Annotated in this window: 23 protein-coding genes and 1 tRNA gene; 17 read left to right on the top strand and 7 right to left on the bottom strand. The window is 64.9% G+C overall.

The window, feature by feature from the left end; genetic code table 11:
• Together AC07PF_RS13765 and AC07PF_RS13760 are read right to left on the bottom strand one after the other, a co-directional pair.
• The gene (locus tag AC07PF_RS13765; protein WP_494612236.1) at window positions 1-687 is read right to left on the bottom strand and encodes a Fe2+-dependent dioxygenase; all 687 of its coding nucleotides are present in this window, start codon (window positions 685-687) and stop codon (window positions 1-3) included.
• Window positions 688-739: 52 nt separating this feature from the next.
• Window positions 740-3,010 carry a TonB-dependent receptor gene (locus AC07PF_RS13760; RefSeq protein WP_494612235.1) on the bottom strand — a complete coding sequence of 757 codons (2,271 nt, stop codon included), beginning with the start codon at window positions 3,008-3,010 and terminating at the stop codon, window positions 740-742.
• An 809-nt stretch (window positions 3,011-3,819) separates the two neighbouring features.
• Here AC07PF_RS13760 and AC07PF_RS13755 point away from each other — a divergent pair.
• On the top strand, window positions 3,820-4,215 hold the full coding sequence (locus AC07PF_RS13755; protein ID WP_494612234.1) for a Fur family transcriptional regulator: 396 nt from the start codon (window positions 3,820-3,822) through the stop codon (window positions 4,213-4,215).
• Window positions 4,216-4,252: 37 nt separating this feature from the next.
• Here the strand turns inward: AC07PF_RS13755 and AC07PF_RS13750 are convergent, their stop codons facing one another.
• The 3 genes from AC07PF_RS13750 to AC07PF_RS13740 form a co-directional block, all read right to left on the bottom strand.
• The gene (locus AC07PF_RS13750; protein WP_494612233.1) at window positions 4,253-4,513 is read right to left on the bottom strand and encodes a hypothetical protein; all 261 of its coding nucleotides are present in this window, start codon (window positions 4,511-4,513) and stop codon (window positions 4,253-4,255) included.
• Between the two features lie 166 nt (window positions 4,514-4,679).
• A complete protein-coding gene (locus AC07PF_RS13745; protein WP_494612232.1) occupies window positions 4,680-6,866 on the bottom strand; it encodes a TonB-dependent receptor in 2,187 nt (728 codons plus the stop codon).
• A gap of 449 nt (window positions 6,867-7,315) precedes the next feature.
• Entirely contained in the window at window positions 7,316-7,651 is a 336-nt protein-coding gene (locus AC07PF_RS13740; protein ID WP_494612231.1) for a hypothetical protein, read from the bottom strand.
• A gap of 134 nt (window positions 7,652-7,785) precedes the next feature.
• Between AC07PF_RS13740 and AC07PF_RS13735 the strand changes: the two genes are divergently transcribed.
• Window positions 7,786-8,532, top strand: coding sequence for an FTR1 family protein (locus AC07PF_RS13735; protein WP_494612230.1), 747 nt, complete (start codon window positions 7,786-7,788; stop codon window positions 8,530-8,532).
• A 216-nt stretch (window positions 8,533-8,748) separates the two neighbouring features.
• Here the strand turns inward: AC07PF_RS13735 and AC07PF_RS13730 are convergent, their stop codons facing one another.
• Window positions 8,749-9,081, bottom strand: coding sequence for an SWIB/MDM2 domain-containing protein (locus AC07PF_RS13730; RefSeq protein WP_007856154.1), 333 nt, complete (start codon window positions 9,079-9,081; stop codon window positions 8,749-8,751).
• 324 nt (window positions 9,082-9,405) lie between these two features.
• Between AC07PF_RS13730 and rraA the strand changes: the two genes are divergently transcribed.
• The gene (gene rraA / locus AC07PF_RS13725; RefSeq protein WP_494612229.1) at window positions 9,406-9,918 is read left to right on the top strand and encodes a ribonuclease E activity regulator RraA; all 513 of its coding nucleotides are present in this window, start codon (window positions 9,406-9,408) and stop codon (window positions 9,916-9,918) included.
• Here rraA and AC07PF_RS13720 read toward each other — a convergent pair.
• Entirely contained in the window at window positions 9,910-10,863 is a 954-nt protein-coding gene (locus AC07PF_RS13720; protein ID WP_494612228.1) for a DMT family transporter, read from the bottom strand. The genes rraA and AC07PF_RS13720 overlap by 9 nt on opposite strands.
• Window positions 10,864-11,044: 181 nt before the next feature.
• Here AC07PF_RS13720 and AC07PF_RS13715 point away from each other — a divergent pair, with 181 nt between their 5' ends.
• The 14 genes from AC07PF_RS13715 to AC07PF_RS13650 all read left to right on the top strand — a co-directional run bounded on the left by AC07PF_RS13715 (window position 11,045) and on the right by AC07PF_RS13650 (window position 24,141).
• Complete coding sequence (locus AC07PF_RS13715) at window positions 11,045-12,022, top strand: zinc-binding dehydrogenase (RefSeq protein WP_494612227.1); 978 nt, start codon at window positions 11,045-11,047, stop codon at window positions 12,020-12,022.
• A 27-nt stretch (window positions 12,023-12,049) separates the two neighbouring features.
• Entirely contained in the window at window positions 12,050-12,472 is a 423-nt protein-coding gene (locus AC07PF_RS13710) for a gamma-glutamylcyclotransferase family protein (RefSeq protein ID WP_494612226.1), read from the top strand.
• Between the two features lie 309 nt (window positions 12,473-12,781).
• Window positions 12,782-14,101, top strand: a complete 1,320-nt coding sequence (gene aceA, locus AC07PF_RS13705; protein ID WP_145698880.1) for an isocitrate lyase — start codon at window positions 12,782-12,784, stop codon at window positions 14,099-14,101.
• Between the two features lie 410 nt (window positions 14,102-14,511).
• Complete coding sequence (thrS, locus tag AC07PF_RS13700) at window positions 14,512-16,431, top strand: threonine--tRNA ligase (protein ID WP_494612225.1); 1,920 nt, start codon at window positions 14,512-14,514, stop codon at window positions 16,429-16,431.
• 80 nt (window positions 16,432-16,511) lie between these two features.
• Window positions 16,512-17,120 (top strand): translation initiation factor IF-3, encoded by a 609-nt coding sequence (gene infC, locus AC07PF_RS13695; protein ID WP_081497365.1) that lies wholly within the window; start codon window positions 16,512-16,514, stop codon window positions 17,118-17,120.
• Window positions 17,121-17,306: 186 nt separating this feature from the next.
• The gene (gene rpmI, locus AC07PF_RS13690; protein WP_007857467.1) at window positions 17,307-17,510 is read left to right on the top strand and encodes a 50S ribosomal protein L35; all 204 of its coding nucleotides are present in this window, start codon (window positions 17,307-17,309) and stop codon (window positions 17,508-17,510) included.
• Window positions 17,511-17,534: 24 nt separating this feature from the next.
• Entirely contained in the window at window positions 17,535-17,894 is a 360-nt protein-coding gene (gene rplT / locus AC07PF_RS13685) for a 50S ribosomal protein L20 (protein WP_005795139.1), read from the top strand.
• Between the two features lie 104 nt (window positions 17,895-17,998).
• Window positions 17,999-19,051: a phenylalanine--tRNA ligase subunit alpha gene (pheS, locus tag AC07PF_RS13680; RefSeq protein WP_007857463.1), complete on the top strand. Its 1,053-nt coding sequence runs from the start codon at window positions 17,999-18,001 to the stop codon at window positions 19,049-19,051.
• 105 nt (window positions 19,052-19,156) lie between these two features.
• The gene (pheT, locus tag AC07PF_RS13675; protein WP_494612224.1) at window positions 19,157-21,604 is read left to right on the top strand and encodes a phenylalanine--tRNA ligase subunit beta; all 2,448 of its coding nucleotides are present in this window, start codon (window positions 19,157-19,159) and stop codon (window positions 21,602-21,604) included.
• 37 nt (window positions 21,605-21,641) lie between these two features.
• Window positions 21,642-21,995, top strand: coding sequence for an integration host factor subunit alpha (locus tag AC07PF_RS13670; RefSeq protein WP_007857461.1), 354 nt, complete (start codon window positions 21,642-21,644; stop codon window positions 21,993-21,995).
• Window positions 21,996-22,096: 101 nt separating this feature from the next.
• Window positions 22,097-22,528 (top strand): MerR family transcriptional regulator, encoded by a 432-nt coding sequence (locus AC07PF_RS13665; RefSeq protein ID WP_007857460.1) that lies wholly within the window; start codon window positions 22,097-22,099, stop codon window positions 22,526-22,528.
• Window positions 22,529-22,558: 30 nt separating this feature from the next.
• Window positions 22,559-22,635 (top strand) — tRNA-Pro (locus tag AC07PF_RS13660).
• Between the two features lie 317 nt (window positions 22,636-22,952).
• The gene (locus tag AC07PF_RS13655; protein WP_007857459.1) at window positions 22,953-23,354 is read left to right on the top strand and encodes a hypothetical protein; all 402 of its coding nucleotides are present in this window, start codon (window positions 22,953-22,955) and stop codon (window positions 23,352-23,354) included.
• 94 nt (window positions 23,355-23,448) lie between these two features.
• Window positions 23,449-24,141, top strand: coding sequence for a hypothetical protein (locus AC07PF_RS13650; protein WP_146187902.1), 693 nt, complete (start codon window positions 23,449-23,451; stop codon window positions 24,139-24,141).
• The last annotated feature ends 37 nt before the right edge of the window (window positions 24,142-24,178 follow it).

The raw sequence follows: 24,178 nt of genomic DNA, 5'->3' as shown, positions 1-24,178 counted from the left end.
CTACACGTCCGCCCACATGCGCAGCAGGTTGTGGTACGTGCCGGTCAGGCCGACGATGGCGCCAGCCGATTCGCCCACGGTGCTGCGCAACTGCGTGAGGTGCTGGTCCATGTCGAACAGCAGGCGGCGCTGCTCGTCGCTGCGCACCATGCTCTGCACCCAGAAGAAGCCTGCCAGGCGCTGGCCGCGCGTGACAGGCTCTACCCGGTGCACGCTGGTGCCGGGGTAGACCACCATGTCACCCGCGGCGTACTTCACGCGCTGGGGGCCGTGGGTGTCCTCGATGACGAGCTCGCCACCGTCATAGTCTTCGGGCGTACTCAGGAAGACGGTGCACGAGATGTCCGTGCGCACGCGGCCCTTGCCGTCGGGCAGAAAGCGCACGGCGCTGTCCACGTGGTTGCCGAAGGCATTGGTGGCCCCGCCATAGCGGTTGAACATGGGGGGCGAAATGGTCTTGGGCAGGGCGGCGGAGAAGAACAGCGGGCTGCGCTCCAGGCCGCGCAACAGCAGCTGGCGCAGGGCCTGGGCTACTTCGCACTGCTCGGGCAACTGCTCGTTGTTCTTGGCCTGTGCGGCCTGCGGCCCGGCCGAGACGCGCCCGTCGTGCCACGGCGCATCCCTGAGCAGCTCCTGGGCACCACGCAGTTCGTCGGCGTTCAGGAGGTTCGGGATGTGCAGCAGCATGGCGGGCGATTCAGGGTCTCGGTTCAGGCAATGGTAGGGTAGTTGCGTTCGCTCAGAAGCGCGTACCCACCGTCAGGCGGATATTGCGCGGCTCACCCAGCGTGACGAAGCCGGGGTACAGCTGGTCGCCGTAGCTGCGGTTGGCCACGTTGTTGATGTTGAGCTTGGCGTACACGCTGTCGGTGAAGTTGTACTGGGCCATCAGGTCCATGGCCACGTAGCCCTGCGCATAGGCGGTTGCCGATGCCGCGCCCGTGGTACCGGCCACGGGGCGGTTTTCGCTCACGCCACGCACGCCGCCTGCCACGCGCAGCTTGGGCGTGGCCTGGTAGCCGAGCCAGACGCTGGCGCTGTGCTTGGGTGTCAGGCCCACGCGCTGGCCGACGGTGTTGGCAGCGGCGCTGCCCGTCTTGTCGATGGTGGCCACGGGGATCCAGGTGTAGGAGGCGTAGATGTCCCACTGGGGGGTGATGCGGCCGACCACGTCGAGTTCCACACCTGCGGCATGGCGCTTGCCATTGAGCAGGTAGGCTGTGCCGGCGAAGTCGGCGTCGGTGGTGCGTTCGTTGTACTTCTCGGTGCGGAAGATCGCGCCGCGGGTGGACAGGTTGCCGTCCAGCCAGTCCAGCTTGGCGCCCAGCTCGAAATTGCGGCTCTTTTCCGCGTCGGTGTTGGCGTTCTGCTGCGTCGTGAAGCGGTAGGTGTCCGCCGAGGTATTGAACGAGGTGCTGTACGAGAGGTGGTAGGACGCCGTCTCGCTCGGCTGGAACAGCACGCCCACGCGCTGGCTCCACAGCGAGTTGTAGCGCAGGCGCGTCGTCTCGTGGGTGATCACGTTGTTGGTGTACAGGTCACGCTCGGGGGTGGAGCTCACGCGGTCCCAGCGCAGGCCGCCCAGGAGCTTCCAGTGCGGGGCGATCTGCACCAGGTCCTGCACGTAGGCGCCGACCGACGAGGACGTGTAGTTCTGGTCGTAGCGGTACGAGGGCGAGATCGCGGTGGTGCGGCCATCGTCCGGCGTGCCCACGGTGGTGTTGCCCTTGTTGTAGTTGGTGCCCGGCTGGCCAAGGGCCACGTTGAAGAAGGCTTTCTCCTGGGCGGCGTCGATGCCGGCCATCAGCTCGTGCTTCATGCCGCCCCAGTTGGCCTTGGTGGTGTAGTTGGTCTGCGCGTACACGCCTTCGTGCGTGTCGGAGCGCGGGCTCAGGCCGGCGCTGGTCAGGAGGGTGCTGCCGTTCAGGTTGGCCCAGGTGGTGGCGGCGCCGCCTGTGGTGCCGTAGCCTGCCGTGGTACCCCACTGGGCGCGGTCGAACGTGCCGGCGCGCAACTGGGTGGTCAGCTCGCTGCCGTCATTGAAGCGGTGGATCCACGAGGCCATGCCGTAGGTGGCCTTGCCGCGCAGGTAGTCGCTCTGCGTGCCGTAGAAGTTCTTGGGGTTGATCAGCGTCGGGGCCGTGCCCTGCAGGTAGCGCAGGTTGGCCCATGGCACGTTGTCCGAGTTCAGGTGGAACATGCCGATCGAGAACTCATCGCGCGTGCCCACGCCAAAGCTCACGGTGGGGGCGATGCCGTACTTGTCGATCCTGGCGCCGTGGTTGTCGCCCTTGGTGTGCATCAGGTTCAGGCGGAAGGCGGCGTTCTCGCCCAGCAGCTTGTTCAGGTCGGCCGTGGTGCGCAGCACGCTGTCGGTGCCGTAGGTGGCTTCCAGCTCGTACTGGTCCAGCAGCAGCGGCTTCTTGTTGACCTGGTTGACCACGCCACCGGTGGAGCCCCGGCCGAACAGCATGGAAGCCGAGCCGCGCAGCACTTCGATGCGGTCGTAGTTGAAGGTGTCGCGCTCGTACTGCGAGGGGTCCTTCATGCCGTCGATCATCAGGTCGCCCACGGTGGACACGGAAAAACCGCGCAGGCGGATGTCCTGGTCGGTGCCGTTCTCGGTCGCCGCGAAGGTGATGCCCGAGGTGTAGTGCAGGGCCTGCTTCAGGGTGTCGAGCTTGGCCTCGTCCATCAGGCGCTCGGTCATCACCGTGAGCGACTGCGGAATGTCACGGATGTCCTGCGTGCTCTTGCCGATGCTGCTCTTCTTGGTCTGCAGCGTGTCCTTGGACTGCACTTCGGCGGCTTCCTTGACCGTCACCGTGCCCATGGTGGCTTCGGGCGTGGCGGTCTGGGCCCAGCTGCTCACCGATGCAGCCAGCATGAGGGCGCCCAGGGGCAGCAGTGCCTTGTCGCTCGTCAGCAAAGTGCTGGAGGGCAATGCCGTGGCAGTGGGGATGGTGGGGCGCAGCGAGTTGCTGCGACGCTGGACGCGCGTCTTGGACATGGAGGGCTCCGTCGGTGAAAAGAATGGGGAAGCGGCAGGCGCCTGTGCGGGCGAAAGGCGCGGTGTAACCGGCGTACCTTTGCAATGCATCCAGATGTTACTCAAAACAAGTAGCGTTCGCATTTGCCGTGATGCGTTGTCGCCACAACAACCACGACTTTGCCCCAAATTCGGGCGCTGCTTTACAAAAGATTTATGTAAAGCGCATGGCGCAGCAATAGATTTTTTTTCCGCCACTCAGAGAATTCTTAGTTCTTGGCTGTAATCAATTGGTGTTGTAAGCAAGGGTTTTTTGGCGCCGCTGGGGATTTGACGGCGTTGTGGACGGTGTTGAGGCAGTACGTGGAGGCGCCGTACCGTGCTGGCCCGCGGGATTGTTTGCCGTGCGATGCCACGGCTGGCAAATAGTAGAATTTGGCGATACTACTGACGTTGCTTTTCAGAAGTGCAGATTGCCGCGCTGCCACGCGCTACCCTGGGCTCTTGTCAGCGGACGCGGGCACCCATGGACGTTGCATGAAATTCTTCCCATTTCCCTTTTCTGGCGCCCGAGGGGCGAACGTTCAAGCCGGCGAGGCCCGCCTGCGCCCTGCTTGTGCGGCGCGTGACGGGGGTGGTTGCACATGAAGCCGTCAACTGCATCCGTGGCAGCACTTGCCCGCGGCGCTGTTCCTGTGGGGACGGTCGGGTGGAAAGGAGTGGCCAACAGGCCGGCGCCACCACCCTTGGCTGCCGCCGGGCGCGGGCTGCAAGCGTCGTCCCTCGCCGCACCTGCGCTAGAGGTGGGCTCCGCCGGTGACCGCACGCCCGTGCTGCAGCACCTGCGCACGGCGGGGTTGCGGCCCACGATGGCGCGCATCGGCATCTACCAGGTAATCGCGGCGGCCAAGCCGTATGGTGTCTCTGCAGACGAGGTGTACCAGCGCATGCTCCGTCGCGGTACGCGGGCGTCAGCCAGCACGGTTTACCGTGTCATCCGCGAGTTCGACACCCATGGCCTCGTCTCCAGCGTCTGGGACGAAAGCAAGAAGGCCGTGTACCTGATCAAGTCCAGCGAGTCCGATTGCAGGGTGGTGTTGATAGGCTGCTCGCGCACCGGCCAACTTGTGGCTGTCGACGATGCAGACTTGCATGCGCGCCTGATCGCTGCTGCCCGGCAGCTTGGCCTGGACATCGCCGGGCGCGATTTGCTGGTGCGCGCGTGAAATCGGACACAACCTGAGCCGCATCGCTGGCGCTTCGTCATGCCGCCGGGGCTACAGCTACCAGCCAGCAGACCTGCTGCCAGCTCCGCCGGGAGGCATGCGGGCCGATGCCGCCCAGGATGAACAAGACCACCGCCGGGTCATGCGCGCGTTGGAGCCAGAGCATGGACTGGCCCAGCATAGGGCTGGCCAGGAAATCTTGCGCCTCCATGGCGATGTGTTCGCCTTCGATGGCTGCCTCCTGGGTCGATTTCTGCCTGCTGTGGGAGGATGGGGTGTATGAGGTCTTTGCCTGCATGCCTTTCGATTCATGGAGCTTGCAAGGTGCTTTTTGCGAGACTTTAAGGGCCTGCGGGTCGCGTGGCGTGTGCCGGGTCACGCGTCCCCCGAAGGCAGACAAGCCGCAGTGCCTGGGCACTGCGGCTTGTACCACGATAGGGCTTAGCCCTTTCGTGTCTTCAGATTCAGAACTTCGCGTTCAGCGCCAGGCGGAAGCTGCGTGGCGCACCGGGCGTGATGTTGCTGTTGCTGTTGGCGTTGGCGAAGTACTTCTTGTCAAAGAGGTTCTCCACGTTGAGCTGCAGCTGCATCGACTTGCTCAGGGTGTAGAACACTGCCGCATCCACGCGGGTGTAGCCGGGCAGCACCACGTTGGGGATGGTGTTGGCGGCCGTGGCGATCAGTTCGTTGGCCGCGAACATCTTGGTGCGGTGGATCACGCCCAGACCTGCACCCCAGGCGGGGGTGAAGTCATAGCGGTTCCACAGGGCCAGGGTGTGGCGCGGCACCTGGCCCACGGCACCATCGGCGCGCTGCGTGGCCGAGGTGTCGGCGATGAACTTGGCGTCGGCGTAGGTGTAGCCGCCAGCCACGCTCCAGGCGGGCGTGACGTTGCCGGAAAGGCCCAGCTCGAAGCCCTGCGAGCGCTGGCCATCGCTGAGCATGGTGCGGGTGTTGGTCGGGTCGCTCGGGTCCAGCACGATCACGTTGGTGCGGTCCAGGCGGTACAGCGCGGCCGTGAGGGCCAGGTTGCTGCGCACGTCCCACTTGGCGCCAAGCTCGAAGTTCTTGAACTTCTCGGGCTTGAGTGCGGCATTGGTCAGGCTCAGCGAGGACAGTTGGTCGCCGGCGCGCGGCTGGTAGGCCACGCTGTAGTTGGCGTACAGCGACACGGCTTCCTGCGGCTTGTAGACCAGGCCGATGCGGGGCGAGACCAGGCCATCGGAGGTGTCGAACTGCTGGCCGTTGCGGTTGTTGCGGAAGTCCACCTTGAACTTGTCGTAGCGCACGCCGCCGATCACCTGGAATTGCGGGCCCAGTTCGATCTGGTCCTGCAGGTACAGGGCCGCCACCTTGGCCTTGCCGCTGTTGTTGGCGTCCGTGGCGCTCTGGCTGTACGTCACGGGCAGTTGCGTGGTGGGGTTGGACAGCGGCACGTTGACGCTGGTCACGTTGCCCGGGAAGAAGCCGGTGTTGCGGAAGTTGTCCGTGTCCTGCTGCCCCAGCTCGGCGCCGAATGCCAGCTTGTGCTTCACGGCACCGGCGTTGATGGTGTAGTTGAAATCGGTTTGGTTGAAGACGCTCTGGCGGCTGGTGGCGTTGTTGTAGGCGCTGATGGCCACCTGGGTGCCGGCTGCATTCACCGCGCCAGGGAAGACGTTCTGGTAGAACTTGTCCTGGTCGGTGATGCGCAGGCGGTTGCGCAGTTGCAGGCCGTTCTCGAACTCGTGCTCGACAGACGCGGTGAAGGCGTTCAGCGTGGTGCCCGTGGGGCTGGCCGCGGCATTGCCGAAGAAGGTCGCCGGATCGACCGACACAGGGGCTCCGCGGAAGCTGCTGATGCCGCGGTCCGCGATGCGGTCGTCCTTGAAGTGCTCGTAGCCCACCGTCACCAAGGTCTTCGCGCCCGCGCGCCAGGCCAGCGTGGGGTTGATGCCCGAGCGCTTGATGGACACGCCGTCGCGGTAGCTGTCCGAGTTCTCGTGCAGCGCGTTCAGGCGGAAGGCCAACTGGTCGTTGATGGGCTGGTTGATGTCGGCCGTCAGGCGCTTGTTGCTGTCGCTGCCCAGGGTGAGCGAGCCGCCGATGGAGGGCGTCCAGCCGGCCTGCTTGGTCGTGCGGTTGATCAGGCCGCCGGTCGCACCGCGGCCGAAGATCATGGCGTTGGGGCCCTTGAACACTTCCACGCGTTCGATGTTGTACAGGTCGCGGTAGTACTGCACGTCGTCGCGGATGCCGTCGATGAAGAAGTCGCCGGTGCTGCTGATGCCGCGGAAGATCGGCGTCTCGCGGTTGCCCTCGCCCTGGGCGAAGCCCACGCCGGGCACGTACTTGGTGGCCTCGGCAATGCTTTGCGCGGCCGTGTCGCGGATCTGTTCTTTGGTCACCACCGAGATCGACTGGGGGGTGTCGCGCAGCGGCGTGTCGGACTTGGTGGCCGTGGTGCTGCGCGGCGCGGCATAGCCGGCTTCGCCTTCGCTCGAGACGGTCACGGTCGGCAGCGAGGTGGAAGCGGCGGTCTGTGCAAAGGCCGACGTGGCAGGTGCGGCGAAGGCGGCGGTGGCGATGGCCGCACGGATGGCGTAGCTGAGCGCGCGGGGCTGGAGTGGGGCGCTCGCGGCGCGGCGGATCGATGGTTTCGTTGAGGGCATGGACAGGCCTTGGAGGGAGGGAGAGAAATCGAAAAAGGGCATCTGCACAGATGCAAGGCATGCAGCGCAGCACCTGCTGTCGCTGATTGATAAATGCAAGTTGTTCTCAGTCGCAATCAAATGTATCGATGCAAAAGTAGTTGTGTCAAGTTCTACTAAATGCGGTGTATCCGTACTGCCACGGTGGCGCCGATCAACCCGGCGAGAGGTGCAGTTCTCCCGCGTGGTAACGGGTGGAATGGATGGTGCCCCCGAGGTGGGCGCCTGTGCGCGGGCGCAATCAAGTGGTCATTTGGAGATCTACCACTGGGGGTTATTGGGGAGTCCTGCTGCGGCAATGGCCCGCAGGCTCAGAAGAGACCGGGGCGCGCTGGCGCCCACCGCGGCGTGTTGCCGCGGCCCTGAAGGGGTTGGGGGAAGAGGGGGCTGCGCCGCGCTGGCGCCCGCCGCTACTCGCCTTGGGTTTTGTTCACCCGGGCGCTGCGCACGCCGCTGATCTGCCCGCGCACCACTTTCCAGAAATTCTTGGTGCCGTCCACCAGTCGCCATGCGTTGGAGCGGTGGGCCAGCACGCCCACTTCGGGCAGCACATCGCGCAGGCTTTTGATGCTCAATATCTTGGTGTACTTGCGGATGGTGGTGGGGCTGTGGATCAGCAGCATCACACGCCAACCGTAGTGCCGGCCCAGCATCAGCATCCCGATGGCGCTCTCGAGTTCGTCCAGGTCGCCGTTGAACTCGTCAACGGCCCGGTCGATGATGGCCAGAAGATCCTTGTCGGTCATGGGGTGTGTCGCTGATTCAGGGGCGGATGCCGCAGGGGGGCGGGAGCGCCGACAGTGTCTCATGGAAAGGCGGTCAGAGCCGTGATAATGAGAATCATCCTTAACCTACTCCGCTTGCGGGAGGGCTTCCTGTCGTGTTCGATGCATTTGTGGTGGTGCTGCGAGAGTCGGCCGAGCTGATTCTGATCCTGGCCTCGCTGGTGGCCTGCCTGCGCACGGCCAAGGCTGGGCGCCTGCTGCCCTGGGTTGCCGTGGGCACCGGGGTCGGCTTGCTGCTGGGCATTGGGCTCAGCCTGTGGTTGATCGCCTCGGACATCGATCCGCGCTGGTCGGCAGGGCTGACCTTCGTGCTTGCGGTGGGTGTGCTGCTGATGGTGAGCACCATGCTGGTGACGGCCAATGCGATCCGCTCGCGCACACAGGCGCTGGTGGAGGTGTGGCTCGAACGTCCTTCGGCACCGCTGGTGGCGATGGCGTTCTCCACCGTGGTGGCCTTCCGGGAAGCGCTGGAAGTGGGCCTGTTCCTGCGCTCGCAGTGGCTGCGCGCCGAAGGGGTGGACGTGCTCGGCGGCGCGGCCCTCGGCCTTGCCAGTGTCGTGTGCCTGGCCGTCGCCTCGCGCAAGCTCAGCACCCGCATCGGCCTGCTGACGGCGTTTCACCTGTCGGCGCTGGTGCTCGCGCTGCTGTCCATCCAGATGATGCTCGGGGCGCTGGCGGAATTCGCGCATGCGTCCACCGAAGCCGGGGTCGGTGTGCACCTGTGGGCGCTGGCAGCGCCTGCGCTGCCGGAAGGGCGTTGGTATGGATGGCTCTGTGCGGCGTTGATGTCTGTGCCCGCGGCCTTCGTGCTGCGCAGTTGGTGGAGGGAGTCCTCAAGGTAGCTTTTGCCCGCGCCAGCGCCTGTTCGATCCGGGCGGGGTCTGTCAACGCGCTGAGTTCGTCAAGCCGATGCAGCGCTCATCAAGCAAAAAAGGGAACGTGTTGAACACGTTCCCTTTTTTTTGCTGCACCAGCTGGCCTCGGCGCTTACTGACTGGCATTGGGCGCAAGGCCGGCTTTTCAGGGGGCGGAGGCCGCGCCCTGCAGCGCCTGGGTGCTTACTTGACGTGCTTGCCGATCAGGCCAGCCAGTTCAAACATCGACACCTGGGGCTTGCCAAACAGCTCTTTGAGCTTGGCGTCTGCGTTGATGTTGCGCTTGTTCGCAGCATCCTGCAGGTTGTTGGCCTTGATGTAGACCCACAGCTTGCTGATGATCTCCGTGCGTGGCAGCGGTGCCGAGCCGACCACAGCCGCGAGAGCGGGGCTGGGGGTGAGGGCCTTCATGAACGCAGCGTTGGGCGTGCGCTTCTTGGCAGGAGCCGCCGCCTTGGTGGCGGGCGTCTTGGCTGCGGGTGCTGTTTTTGCCGGAGCCTTTTTTGCAGTTGCCATGTTGGATTTTCCTTGTTGGAAGTAGATTGTCTGACCAGTGAGAGCTAGCCTCTCTGCTGGCAGGCCGATGCTACTGGGAAAAAAACGCGTTTCCAAGGGAGAAAACGCTTTTTTTGCCTCGATTTGTTGCTTGCTTGCCCCAGGGAAGGTAAAGCTCACCGTTTTGGTGCTTTCCCTGGGGGAGAAAGTGGGCTGCCGAGGTTATGCGGGTGCGTGGCAGTCGGGCCTGCCGGGGCGGCCGCCGTGCAGGACAATGAATGGCGGTGATTGCCTGTGCAGCACCGGCTTCCTCCTTTTTCTTTTCGCACGAAAGGTTTTTGCTCCATGACAGCCTCATCCTCCTCGGCCTTCAGCACCTGTGATTTCTGCGATGCACACAAGGGCGACGACAGCGGTGCCTTCCGCGTGCTGCCGCCCGTGTTCCAGGACCTGGGGGGCGTGCCGGCCTTCAGCGGGCCGGTGAGCACCGTCAAGTGCTTCGAGGACAACACCCTGGTGAAGGCCGCGGTCGATTCGCCCGGCAACGGCCGGGTGCTGGTGGTCGACGGCGGTGGCTCGCTGCGCAAGGCGCTGGTCGGGGGCAACCTGGCCGCCGCCGCCGCACGCAACGGCTGGGCCGGCGTGGTGGTGGATGGCTGCGTGCGCGACATCGCCGAACTGCGTGCAGCGGCCGTAGGCATCCGCGCCCTGGCCCTGATGCCCCTGCCCACCGAGAAGCGCAATGAGGGCCAGCGCGACGTGGCCGTGCAGATCCAGGGCGTCTGGGTGCGCCCCGGTGACTGGCTCTATGCCGATGCCGATGGCATCGTGGTCAGTGCGACGCCGCTGTCAGCCTGACCGTTTTCCCACTTTCAAGGCCAGGCGCGAGGGCAGGGTGGCCAGCAGCACGCTGGCCAGCGCGATGGCAAAGGCCATGAGCTGCAGGCCGCTGAGCGATTCGCCGAGCACCAACACGCCCACCAGGGCCGCGCTCACGGGCAGCAGCACGGTGAACACGCCGCCCTGGGCCGCGGGCACCACGCGCAGGCCGGTCATCCACAGCCACACGGTCCAGATGCTGGCGGCCAGGGCGTAGAACACCAGCAGCACCCAGGTGCCCCAGCCCACCGCCGCGAAGTCGAAGCGCCACGCGGCATACAGGCCCAGCGGAGCCGACAGCGTGAAGCCCCACAGGTTGATGATGGAGGTGATGCGCTTGGGCCCCAGCGCGCCGGTGAGCTTCTTGCCGATCACCGAGTAGGCGGCCTCGCACACCACGGCGCCCAGCAGCAGCAACTGGCCCAGCCATGCGAGCTGGGTCTTGCCCGCGGACGCTTCGGCACCTGCCGGGCTGGCATGGCCGGCGCTGGGGCTTGCCATGGCGAACAGGGCAATGCCGACCACGGCGCAGCCCACGGCCACCCAGGTGCGCGGCGCCACCTTCTCGCGCAGGAAGGCCCAGCTCATCACCGCCACGGCCGCCGGCATGCTGGCCATGGTGACGCCGGCGGTGACCGCGTTCGTCAGGCTCACGCCGTAGATCATGCAGGCGGTGAACAAAAAGTTGCCCAGGAAGGACTCGAGGAACAGCAGGCGCCGGGTCTGCGCCGTCATGGGCGGCTCGTCGGCGGGTTTCATGAGCCAGTGCAGCATGGCCAGGCCGCCGATGCCAAAGCGCATCCAGGCCAGCAGGAACACCGGCAGCACGGCGGCCAGCGGTTTGGACAGGGCGACATAGCTGCCCACCAGCGACATGCTGAGGGCCAGGCAAAGGTAGGCAACGGTGCGGCTGGGGGTGGTCATCGGGCGGTGCGGGGGGGCGGCGTTCGCACCCGCGCTCCGATGCAATGCACGGGGATCGCGGGCAGGACAGGGGTGTCGGCAGAGCGACCCCGCGATGATTGCACAGGCGCTAAGCTCCTTCGGGTCCATGGCGCAGATCTGGCGCTTCTCTTTTTTCATCCCTTGTTCCAAGGAGCATCCCATGCGCAGTGTCGTTTTCGAATCCTTTGGCGAACCCTCCGAAGTGCTGGTCCTGGCCGACCGCCCGCAGCCCCAGCCCGCCGCCGGCCAGGTGCGGGTGCGCATGGCGATGTCGCCTATCCATAACCACGACCTGGCAATCATCCGTGGCAAGTACGGCTACAGGCCACCGCTGCCGGCGGTTCCCGGCACGGAGGCGGTGGGGGTGGTCGACGCGCTCGGCGAGGGCGTCACGCACCTCCAGGTCGGCCAGCGCGTGATGCTGGCCGGTGCCAGCGCCACCTGGGCTGAGTACTTCCTGGCCCAGGGCGCCAAACTGATCCCGGTGCCCGATGCGGTGACCGACGGCCTGGCCTGCCAGCTCATCGCGATGCCGCTGTCGGCCGCCATGCTGCTGGAAGACCTGCAGCTGAAGCCCGGCCAGTGGATGGTGCAGAACACCGCTAACGGCGCCGTGGGCAAGACCGTGGCCATGCTGGCCCAGGCGCGCGGCGTGAAGGTGGTGAACCTGGTGCGCAGGAATGCCGGCGTGGCCGAGCTCGACGCCCTGGGCATTGCCAACGGTGTCTCGACCGAGCAGGCCGGCTGGGAGGAGCGCGTGCAGGCCATCACCGCTGGCGAGCCCATCGTGCGGGCGGTGGACTCCATCGGTGGCGATGCCGCCAATCAGATCATGAATGTGGTGGCGGCTGGGGCCACGCTGGTGTCCTTCGGTGCCATGTCGGGCCAGCCGCTGGTGCTGAGCGCCAACAACCTGATCTTCAAGCAGGCCACGGTCAAGGGCTTCTGGGGCGCCAAGCGCTCCGAGGCCACGCCACCAGCCGAGATGGCACGCCTGATCGGCGAGCTGATCCGCCTGGCAGCCAGCGGCGAGCTGCGCCTGCCGGTGGAGGCCTCCTTCGATATTGCGGATGCGGCCAAGGCGGCTGCGGCCAGCGATGTGCCGGGCCGCGCCGGAAAAATCACGCTCACCGCCTGACGGGCATTCCCCAAGGATCTGCACGCCATGCCCGATGCATCCCCTTCTCCCGGCCCGCTGCGCTGCGTGTTCGTCTACGGCACCCTGCGCAAGGGGGGCTCCAACGACATCACGCGGCTGCAGCCGGCACCGCGCTTCATCGGGTTCTCGCGCATTGCAGGCGCGCTGTACCACCTGGGCGCCTACCCCGGGCTGGTGCTGGGTGGTGCCGTGGATGTTGTCGGCGAGGTCTACGCCATGGAGCCGGCGCTGGAGCGGCGCCTCGACGCCATCGAGGAAATCTCCGGTGCACCCGACGACGAATACTTCAAGCGCGAAATCGCCCTGGAGGTGGACGGTCGATCGGTGGACTGCCTGGTGTACGAGATCAACCCCAGCCGGGTGCGCTCGGCGGCGCGCATCGATGGCGGCGACTGGATGCGCGACGTGGCGCGTGCACCCAGGGCCTGACGGGGCCAGGCCGGCCTGGCAGTGCGGGTGCGCGGGCTCCTGAAATCCCCGATCAGCAAATTTCACATTGCAAAAATTGCTTTTGGCAATGCGGAATGCAAGAATGCTGCGGTGCGGCAATTTCTCTCAATACGAGAAAATGGTTTTCACATTGAGGAATTTGAAGCATAAAGTCTTGTTTTATAAGGGAAAAATTTATCTCTTATATAAGACATAAGAGCTTGTGCAACTCTTATACAAGACTTAAAGTTCTCTCCATGGGCAGCAGACGCAGCCCGGTGTTTTCAACCAACCTCAGGAGTAGACCCCATGCCCCAATCCTTCAACGAACAACTGAGCCGCGAACAGCAGATTGCCGCCCTGGAAAAAGACTGGGCGACCAACCCCCGCTGGAAGGGCATCAAGCGTGGCTACAGCGCTGCCGACGTGGTGCGTCTGCGCGGCTCCTTCCAGGTCGAACACACGCTGGCCCGCCGCGGTGCCGAGAAGCTGTGGGACCTGGTGAACAACGAGCCCTACGTGAACTGCCTGGGCGCGCTGACCGGTGGCCAGGCCATGCAGCAGGTGAAGGCCGGCATCAAGGCCATCTACCTGTCGGGCTGGCAAGTCGCTGCCGACAACAACGAATACTCGGCCATGTACCCCGACCAGTCGCTGTACCCCGTGGACTCGGTGCCAAAGGTCGTGGAGCGCATCAACAACTCCTTCACCCGCGCTGACGAGATCCAGTGGTCCAAGGGCATCAACCCCGGCGACAAGGGTTACATCGACTACCACGCTCCCATCGTGGCCGATGCCGAAGCCGGTTTCGGCGGCGTGCTCAACGCCTACGAACTGATGAAGGCCATGATCCGCGCCGGTGCCGGTGGCGTGCACTTCGAAGACCAGCTGGCTTCCGTGAAGAAGTGCGGCCACATGGGCGGCAAGGTGCTGGTGCCCACCACCGAAGCCTGCCAGAAGCTGATCGCCGCCCGCATGGCTGCCGACGTCTACGGCGTGCCCACCCTGGTGATCGCCCGTACCGATGCCGAAGCCGCCGACTTGCTGACCAGCGACTACGACGAGAACGACAAGCCCTTCCTGACCGGTGAGCGCACCGCCGAAGGCTTCTACAAGACCAAGAAGGGCATGGACCAGGCCATCTCGCGCGCCGTGGCCTATGCCGAGTACGCCGACCTGGTGTGGTGCGAAACCGGCACGCCGGACCTGGAGTTCGCCCGCAAGTTCGCCGAAGCCGTGCACGCCAAGCACCCCGGCAAGATGCTGGCCTACAACTGCTCGCCTTCGTTCAACTGGAAGAAGAACCTGGACGACGCGACCATCGCCAAGTTCCAGCGCGAGCTGGGCGCCATGGGCTACAAGTACCAGTTCATCACGCTGGCTGGCATCCACTCCATGTGGTACAACATGTTCGATCTGGCCCAGGACTACGTGGCCCGCGGCATGTCGGCCTACGTCGAGAAGGTGCAGGAGCCCGAGTTCGCAGCCCGCGACCGCGGCTACAGCTTCGTGTCGCACCAGCAGGAAGTGGGCACGGGTTACTTCGACGAAGTGACCACCGTGATCCAGGGCGGCAAGTCCAGCGTGACCGCGCTGACCGGCTCGACCGAAGAAGAGCAGTTCCACTGATCCGAAATCCCTCGCCAAGGGGGATGAGGAGACTCCAGAAAGCCACCCAGCGGGGTGGCTTTTTGCTTGGGCTCGCCGGGGTGGTCCTGTTGTCGGGGCGCGACTGGCGGGCTGTCAGATGGCTTGCGCCGTGCACCCTTCGGCGAACATGGTTAAAATGGCGGCATCAACTGTTTGATTTCCCACAAGGGCGAGAAAGGCAATCTGGTTATGACACCGCGAACTACAACGGAGTTCTCCACCGGCCACTAGTGGCTGGCCGTTCGCGCCTGCACGAGATTCACCTCTCCCCAATCAAAAGCGCGGCCGGTTCCGCGCTTTTTTGTTTTCCGATTCCGGCTGGCGTGCGCCGCAGCACCTGCCCCGCGATCGACCCCCATACCCACCCATCCACGGATTAGAGACCCATCATGATTCACATCACGCTCCCCGACGGCTCGCAGCGAGAGTTCCCCGGCCCGGTCACGGTCGCCGAAGTGGCGGCATCGATCGGCACGGGCCTGGCCAAGGCCGCCCTGGCCGGCAAGATCGGCGACAAGGTGGTGGACACCAGCTACCAGATCACGGCCGACAGCCCCCTGTCCATCGTGACGGCCAAGGACGCCGACGGCCTGGATGTGATCCGCCACTCCACGGCCCACTTGCTGGCCTATGCCGTCAAGGAGCTGTTTCCCGAGGCGCAGGTGACCATCGGCCCGGTGATCGAGAACGGCTTCTTCTACGACTTCGCTTACAAGCGCCCCTTCACGCCCGATGACCTGGTGGCCATCGAAAAGCGCATGGCCGAGCTGGCTGCCAAGGACGAGCCCGTGGTGCGCCGCGTGCTGCCGCGCGATGATGCCGTGGCCTACTTCAAGGGCCTGGGCGAGCACTACAAGGCCGAGATCATCGCCAGCATCCCGAGCAACGAGGATGTGAGCCTGTACCGCGAAGGCGCGTTCGAGGACCTGTGCCGCGGCCCCCACGTGCCCAGCACCGGCAAGCTCAAGTTCTTCAAGCTCATGAAGGTGGCCGGCGCCTACTGGCGCGGTGACCACCGCAACGAGATGCTGCAGCGCATCTACGGCACGGCCTGGTCCAACAAGGACGAGCTGCAGCAGTACCTCACGATGCTGGAAGAGGCCGAAAAGCGCGACCACCGCAAGCTCGGCCGCGAGCTCGACCTGTTCCACATGGACGAGCATTCGCCCGGCACGGTGTTCTGGCACCCCAAGGGCTGGGCCCTGTGGCAGGAGGTGGAGCAGTACATGCGCCGCGTGTACCGCAACAACGGCTACCAGGAGGTCAAGGGCCCTCAGATCCTGGACAAGCAACTGTGGGAGAAGACCGGCCACTGGGACAAGTACCACGAGAACATGTTCACGACCGAGTCGGAAAAGCGCGAGTACGCGCTCAAGCCGATGAACTGCCCCGGCCACATCCTGATCTACAAGCAGGGCATCAAGAGCTACCGCGACCTGCCGCTGCGCTACGGCGAGTTCGGTGCCTGCCACCGCAACGAGCCCACGGGCGGCCTGCACGGCATCATGCGCGTGCGCGGCTTCACGCAGGACGACGGCCACATCTTCTGCACCGAAGAGCAGGTGCTGGAGGAGTGCGCCAACTACACGGCGCTGGTGCAGAAGGTCTACAAGGACTTCGGCTTCACCAACATCATCTACAAGGTGGCCACGCGCCCCGAGGCGCGCATCGGCACCGACGAATCGTGGGACCGCGCTGAGAAGGCGCTGATGGACGGCCTGCGCCATTCGGGCTGCGAGTTCGAGATCGCCGAGGGCGAGGGCGCCTTCTACGGCCCCAAGATCGAGTACACGCTCAAGGATGCCCTGGGACGCCAGTGGCAGTGCGGCACGATGCAGATCGACCCGAACCTGCCCGAGCGCCTGGACGCCGAGTACGTGGCCGAAGACGGCAGCCGCAAGCGCCCGCTGATGCTGCACCGCGCCACGGTGGGCAGCATGGAGCGCTTCATCGGCATGCTGATCGAGCACTATGCTGGCGCCTTCCCCGTGTGGCTGGCTCCGGTGCAGGTCTCGGTGCTCAATATCACCGACGCGCAGGCCGATTACTGTCGCGAAATTGTTGAACGGCTGCAAAAAGCACTGCCGAATCAAGACCTTAGGGTGGGCCTGGATCTGCGCAACGAGAAGATTACGTATAAAATACGCGAGCATTCGTTGCAAAAGCTGCCGTACATCCTCGTCGCGGGCGACAAGGAGAAGGCCGCAGGCGCCGTTGCAGTACGCGGCCGGGGCAATCGTGACCTCGGAGTGATGTCCATCGAAGCGTTCGCTGAGCTGATCGCCAATGACATCGCCACCAAAGCCTGAGTTTGATTCAAAACGCGCTTTGTCGCTTGCCAACTGTACGGTTGTAGCTACATTTTTTGTAGTATTTTGATTGAAGGAAGATAGCCATCGCTACTGAATTTCGTGATCGTCGCCACCGTGAAGAGCGCAAGCACCGCCTGAACCGTGAAATCATGGCCCCGGAAGTCCGTCTCTCCGGGCCGGAGAATGAGCCTTTGGGCGTGGTCAGCCTCATGGAAGCCCTGCGCATGGCAGGTGAGCTGGACGTGGACCTGGTGGAAATCGCCGCCACGGCCAATCCTCCGGTGTGCCGCCTGATGGACTACGGCAAGTTCAAGTACCAGGAGCAAAAGCGCGCTGCCGAGGCGAAGGCCAAGCAGACGGTGATCGAGATCAAGGAAGTCAAATTCCGTCCGGGTACGGACGATGGCGACTACAACATCAAGATGCGCAACATCCGCCGCTTTCTGGCCGAGGGTGACAAGTGCAAGATCACGCTGCGTTTTCGCGGCCGTGAAATCACCCACCAGGAGCTGGGTCTGGCGCTGCTCAACCGCATTCGCGATGAGCTGGCCGACACCATCATCATCGAGCAGTTTCCCAAGCTGGAAGGCCGCCAGATGATCATGATGATCGCGCCGGGCAAGAAGAAGCCCGCCGCCGCCAAGGCGGCCGCGACGGAAGGCACGCCTTCGGGCAGTGCCGCCTGAGGCGGGTCCGCTGCACAGAGACAAGGATTTGCCAGGCAGCCCCTGCAAGGGGGTTGCCCGGCGATAGGCAGTGCGAAAGCACTGCCGCACAGCCGGTGAAAGCCGGCTGAAAAAGTGGCTCGGGGCCAACAAGTTTGCAAATCGTTTTGCAAACGCCTCACGAGCACAACGAAAAGGAGCATTCACATGCCCAAAATGAAGACCAAGAGCAGCGCGAAAAAACGTTTCCGCGTTCGTCCCGGTGGCACCGTCAAGCGCGGTCAAGCCTTCAAGCGTCACATCTTGACCAAGAAGACCACCAAGAACAAGCGCCACCTGCGTGGTGCAGTGAATGTGCATGAGACCAACATGGGCTCTATTGCACAAATGCTGCCCGGTGCTGGCCTTTAATAACGACGAACAAGGAGTACTCACATGCCTCGCGTCAAACGTGGTGTAACGGCCCGTGCCCGTCACAAGAAAGTTCTCGCCCTCGCAAAGGGCTTCCGTGGTCGCCGCGGTAACGTCTTCCGTATCGCCAAACAGGCGGTAATGAAGGCTGGGCAATATGCCTACCGTGACCGCCGCACCAAGAAGCGCGTGTTCCGCCAGCTGTGGATCGCCCGTATCAACGCCGCTGCCCGTGAACTGGGCCTGACCTACAGCCAGTTCGCCAACGGCCTGAAGAAGGCATCCATCGAGATCGACCGCAAGATGCTGGCCGACCTCGCAGTGCACGACAAGGCTGCCTTCGGCAGCATCGTGGAGCAAGTCAAGGCCAAGCTGGCTGCTTGAGTTCACGACAGGCGGCCGTCTCTCACCGGACGGCTGTTTGCGCAATAACAGCAAGGGCTAGGGCTTGTGAAGGCACTAGCCCTTGTTCATTTTCAAGAGTCGATATGAACGAGTTGGATACCCTGGTCGAGAGCGCGACGCAACTGTTTGCGCAAAGCGCCACCCCTGCTGATCTGGAAAACGCCAAGGCGCAGTTCCTGGGCAAGTCGGGTCGCGTGACCGAGCTCATGAAGGGCATGGCGCAGCTGTCGGTGGACGAGAAGAAGTCCCGCGGTGCCGCCATCAACGTCGCCAAGCAGGCCATCGAAGCTGCGCTCACTGCGCGCCGCCAGGCGCTGGCCGATGCGGAGCTGCAGGTCCAGCTCAAGGCCGAGGCCCTGGACGTGAGCCTGCCAGGGCGCCAGCGCGGGCAGGGCGGCCTGCACCCGGTGTCGCTCACGTTCGAGCGCATCGAGGGCATCTTCGGCTCCATGGGTTTCGACGTGGCCCAGGGCCCCGAGATCGAGACCGACTGGTTCAACTTCACCGCACTGAACACGCCGGAAGACCATCCCGCGCGTTCCATGCACGACACCTTCTACGTGGAAGGCGGCACCCCCGAGGCGCCCAACCTGCTGCGCACGCATACCAGCCCCATGCAGATCCGCCACGCGGTGCAGCATGTGAAGAAGCACCGCGCTGCGCTGGATGCCGGCCAGTCCATGCCCGAGGTCCGCGTCATCGCGCCGGGCCGCACCTACCGTGTGGACAGCGATGCCACGCACTCGCCCATGTTCCACCAGTGCGAAGGCCTGTGGATCGGCGAGAACGTGAGCTTCAAGGACCTGAAGGTGATCTTCACGGCCTTCTGCCGCACCTTCTTCGAAAGCGATGACCTGGTGCTGCGCTTTCGCCCGAGCTTCTTCCCCTTTACCGAGCCCAGCGCCGAGATCGACATCCAGTTCCAGACCGGCCCGCTGGCCGGCCGCTGGCTGGAGGTGGCGGGCTCGGGCCAGGTGCACCCCAACGTGGTGCGCAACATGGGCCTGGACCCTGAAAAGTACATCGGCTTTGCCTTTGGCATGGGCATGGACCGCCTGACCATGCTGCGCTATGGCGTGAACGACCTGCGCCTGTTCTTCGACGGCGACATCCGCTTCCTGTCGCAGTTCCAGTAAGAAGGGCCGGCCCCCGCTGCAAGGCAGGGCCACCCGCCGTTTTCGCTCTGGCGCGCGCCTTGAGATCCTGGCCGCGCAAGGCACTTTCCGTACAAGAGTTCGACTATGCAATTCCCTGAATCCTGGTTGCGTGAGTTCTGCAACCCACCCCTTTCGACCGCCGAGCTGGCCGAGACGCTGACCATGGCCGGCCTGGAGGTGGAAGAGCTGCGCCCCGTGGCGCCGCCGTTCGCAAAGATCGTCGTGGGCGAGATCAAGGAGGCCGTGCAGCACCCCGATGCCGACCGCCTGCGCGTGTGCCAGGTGGACGTGGGGCAGGGTGCCCTGCTAAACATCGTCTGCGGTGCGCCCAATGCGCGCGTGGGCATCAAGGTGCCATGCGCCCTGGTAGGGGCCGAGCTGCCGCCCGGCGACGACGGCAAACCCTTCCTGATCAAGGTCGGCAAGCTGCGCGGCGTGGAAAGCCAGGGCATGCTTTGCTCGGCACGCGAACTCAAGCTGTCGGAAGACCATGGCGGCCTGCTCGAGCTCGACGCCTCCGCGCCCGTTGGCCAGGACATCCGCGAGCACCTGAACCTGGACGACACGCTGTTCACGCTCAAGCTCACGCCCAACCTGGCGCATTGCCTGAGCGTCTACGGCATTGCCCGCGAAGTTTCCGCGCTGACGGGCGTGCCATTGCAGCAGCCTGCCTTCCCGGCCGTGGCATCGACTGTGGCAGACAAGCTCGCGGTGCAGGTGAGCGCGCCCGACCTGTGCGGCCGCTTCAGCGGCCGCGTGGTGCGCAACGTGAACACGCGCGCCACCACGCCCCAGTGGATGCTCGATCGCCTGGCGCGCTGCGGCCAGCGCGGCGTGTCGCCGCTGGTGGACATCTCCAACTACGTGATGTTCGAGCTGGGTCGTCCCTCGCACATCTTCGACCTGGACAAGATCCACGGCGGCCTGGACGTGCGCTGGGGCAAGGCGGGCGAGCAGCTCAAGCTGCTCAACGGCAACACCATCACCGTCGACGAGAAGGTCGGCGTGATCGCCGACGCCCAGCAGGTCGAATCGCTCGCCGGCATCATGGGCGGCGATGCCACGGCCGTGTCGGACGACACGAAGCACATCTACATCGAGGCCGCGTTCTGGTGGCCCAAGGCCGTCGCCGGCCGCTCGCGCCGCTACAACTTCTCGACCGATGCGGGCCACCGCTTCGAGCGCGGCGTGGACCCCGAGCTGACGGTGGAGCACATCGAGCGCATCACCCAGCTGGTGATCGACATCTGCGGCACGCCCGAGACGGCCTGCGGCCCGATGGACGACCAGCGCGTGAACCTGCCGGTGCCGGCACCCGTCACGCTGCGCGTGGCGCGTGCGTCCAAGGTCATCGGCATGCCGCTCACGCAGGCGCAGTGCGCCGACGTGTTCCAGCGCCTGGGCCTGCCGTTCACCGAAGGTGAAGGCACCATCACCGTGACCCCGCCGGCCTACCGCTTCGACATCACCATCGAGGAAGACCTGATCGAGGAGGTCGCGCGCATGGTGGGCTACAACAACCTGCCCACCACGGCGCCGCTGGCACCGATCACCCCCAAGCTGCCGGCCGAGGCCACGCGCAGCCCGTTCGCCGTGCGCCGCACGCTGGCTGGTCTGGGCTACCAGGAAACCATCAACTTCAGCTTCGTCGAAGAGCGCTGGGAGCAGGAGCTGGCGGGCAACGCCCAGCCCATCAAGCTGCTCAACCCCATCGCCAGCCAGATGAGCGTGATGCGCTCTAGCTTGCTGGGCTCGCTGCTGCAGGTGCTCAAGTTCAACCTGGACCGCCGTGCCGAGCGCGTGCGCGTGTTCGAGCTGGGCCGCGTGTTCCTGCGCGACGCCAGCATGAAGAACACCGACACCACGGTGGAGGGCTTCCACCAGCCCATGCGCGTGGCCGGTGTGGCTTATGGCGCGAACGACATGCTGCAATGGGGCCGCAAGGAGCAGGGCATCGACTTCTTCGATGTGAAGGGCGATGTCGAGGCCTTGCTGGCGCCACTCAAAGCCACCTTCGAGCCGGGCGAGCACCCGGCCATGCACCCCGGCCGCTGTGCCCGCGTGCTGGCGCAGGGCCGGGCCATCGGCTTCGTGGGCGAGCTGCATCCGCAGTGGCGCCAGTCGTGGGAGCTGCCGCTGGCGCCCGTGATGTTCGAGCTGGAGCTCGATGCCGTGCTGCAGCGCGTGGTGCCGCAGTTCAAGTCGGTCGCCAAGCACCAGGCTGTCGAGCGTGACCTGGCCGTGGTCGTGGCCGAGCGCGTGACGCATGCCGAGGTGGTAGCGGCCGTGCAGGCTGCCGTGCCCGGTGGCATGCTGCGCTCTGCCGTGCTGTTCGACGTCTACCGACCCAAGCCGCTCAAGGCCGGCGAAGAGACGCCGGCCGGCGGCCTGGCACCCAGCGAGAAGAGTCTGGCCGTGCGCCTGACCCTGGGCAGCGACGAAGCCACGCTGACCGAGGCCGAGATCGAGGCCGCCGTGCAGGCGGCTGTGACGCAGCTCACACAGCGCGTGGGCGCGCGGCTGCGCGGCTGAGGATCACGGCGACAATAGCCCAAGCGAACACAACAACATGACGATGCTGACGGGGAGAGATACCGTGATCGAATTTGCAGTCGAAAGCCTGGAAACCCCTGCGCTCACCAAGGCGCAGCTGGCGGATCTCTTGTTCGACCAGATCGGGCTGAACAAGCGCGAGTCCAAGGACATGATCGACGCGTTCTTCGACCTCGTCTCGCAGAGCCTGGTGGAAGGCGACGACGTGAAGCTCTCGGGCTTTGGCAACTTCCAGATCCGCACCAAGGCGCCGCGCCCCGGGCGCAACCCGCGCACCGGCGAGGCGATCCCGATCCAGGCGCGGCGCGTGGTCACCTTCCACGCCAGCAGCAAGCTCAAGGAACAGATCCAGGCCGCGGCCGGATTGTGAATTTTTGCCTGATCGGCGGCTGAATCCGCGCTGGCGGTCTGGCGGTTCCTGCCGGCCTGCAGTACCCTTGCAGGCTTTCCCGTTTGATTGCTGAATCACCCATGGGCACTGTGCTTCCCGCCATTCCTGCCAAGCGCTACTTCACCATCGGTGAGGTGGCGGAGCTGTGCGGCGTGAAGCCGCATGTGCTGCGCTATTGGGAACAGGAATTCACCCAGCTGCGCCCCATGAAGCGGCGCGGCAACCGCCGCTACTACCAGCACCATGAGGTGCTCATGATCCGCCGCATCCGCGACCTGCTGTACGACCAGGGGTTCACCATCAGCGGTGCGCGCAACAGGCTGCAGGAGCTGGCACTGCCGGCGCGCAGCGAGGCAGGGCAGGGCGAGCACGATGCACCGGACAGCGAGCTGCCGAGCATGTTGATCGACGAGGCGCACGGCCTGTCCATCGGTTCTTCGGCCTTCGCTTTTGACTCGAATGCAGTGCGCCAAGAATTATTTGAGATCCGAGCCCTACTTTCTCCGAACTAGCCAAATTTGTGCATATAATCTAAGTCTTGTCGGCGTGTAGCGCAGCCTGGTAGCGCACTTGCATGGGGTGCAAGGGGTCGCGAGTTCGAATCCCGCCACGCCGACCATTTTCTTCGATGAACAACGGGCTATCGCCACAAGCGGTAGCCCGTTTTTCTTTGTGCGCTCGCATCTTGTGGTGCGGTGATCGGCGCACCCGTCGCTGTTGATCGGATGTGTTGGAGACGCGCAGGCAGGCCTGGCTTTCGCGCTTGTTGCCGATGGCTTCATTCAAGCGCGCGGACGTATCGCTTCACTGGCCCTGGGCCTGGGCCTGGGCCACCGCCGCCGCTGGCGGGCGTTTTCTTGTTTGTGTATCCATGTGTTTCTGGTAAGGTTTTGCGCTCGGAAGACCAAGACCTCTCTTTTCCAGGACTGCTTTTTTATGCGTGTTTCCCGAATGACGTCGGCGGGGGTGGTGCTGTGCACCGCGGCACTGCTGGGTGGCTGTGCCACCTGGTCCACGAGTTCCGTTCACCATGCCGCGCCGGCCACTGAGGCCACAGCCAGCGCGCCCCGGCTGAGTCCCTCGCAGGTGTCCATCACCGACAAGGACATCGTGGACCGGCGCTACGCCGCGTTGGGCGATATCACCGTCAGGGTCAACAAGACCACGATCTTCCATCCTGCGCCGACACCCGAGCTCGTGAACGACAGGCTGCGCGAGAAGGCCGCCGCGATGTGGGCCGATGCCGTGGTCCTGGTGCGCTATGGCGACGTGGGCATTTCGATGATGAGTTGGGGCACCCTGGAGGGCAAAGGCCGTGCAGTCAAATTCGTACCTTAAGGTTCTGGGCGGCGCGGCCGCATTGGTGCTTGTGGCGGGTTGCGCAACCCGGGCACCCCGGCTGCCGGACGCCAGGGGGCCGGATCCGAGGGCCTTGGATGCCAGGGTTCCTGCCGGCAGCGGCGACCAGGCGGCACCGCCCACGACCTTGCTCATGCCGTTCGCTCCGCCTTCGGCTCCTGTGGCAGGCGTGGTGCAGGACCTCCGGCCGGATGCCGTGATCGCCTCCCGTGTGTGGGAGGGCCTGACCGAGGCCGAGCGTGCCCGGCTCAAGCTGCAGTATGCAACGCAGGTGCTGCGCGCCGATGGCTATGGCGCCATCGTCGATGTGCAAGGGGTTGATCGCTCGATCCCCGGCACAACGGCAGGCGCGCACCTGGGTGGCGCCATTGCGGGTGCTGCCTACCTGGACCGCGGCCTGCGTGGGGGCAACTACTCCGCCGGGGGCGCGCTGGCTGCCACCCTGGTGGGGGCGGTCATCGGCTCGGCCATGGACCGCAGGCACCAGGCGCGCTACCAGTTTCGCTACACGGTGCGCCAAGGCGACGGCGAGATGCGCTATGTGGATGACTTCACCACGACCCCATTCAGGCATTCGCCTGGTCTGTGCGTGCGGGTGCCCGAGCTGACGCAGGTGGGGCAGCATGTGTGCGAACAGACGCCGGAGTCGGTGCGCCAGCGCTACCTCGCGATGGAGTGGACGCCGCCCGCCGCTGCGGCAGAGCCTGCGCCCCAGGCCCTCGGCGCTGTGGTGCCCGTGGTGCCTCCTGCCAAGCCTGTGCAGTAGGGCCAGTCCAGGCGTACGCCTGCCGCACGCCCTGCCT

The sequence above is a fragment of the Acidovorax sp. GW821-FHT10A04 genome (assembly GCF_059415825.1).
Note: the sequence above shows the minus strand (reverse complement) of the source record. Positions and strands in the feature narration are given on the sequence as shown.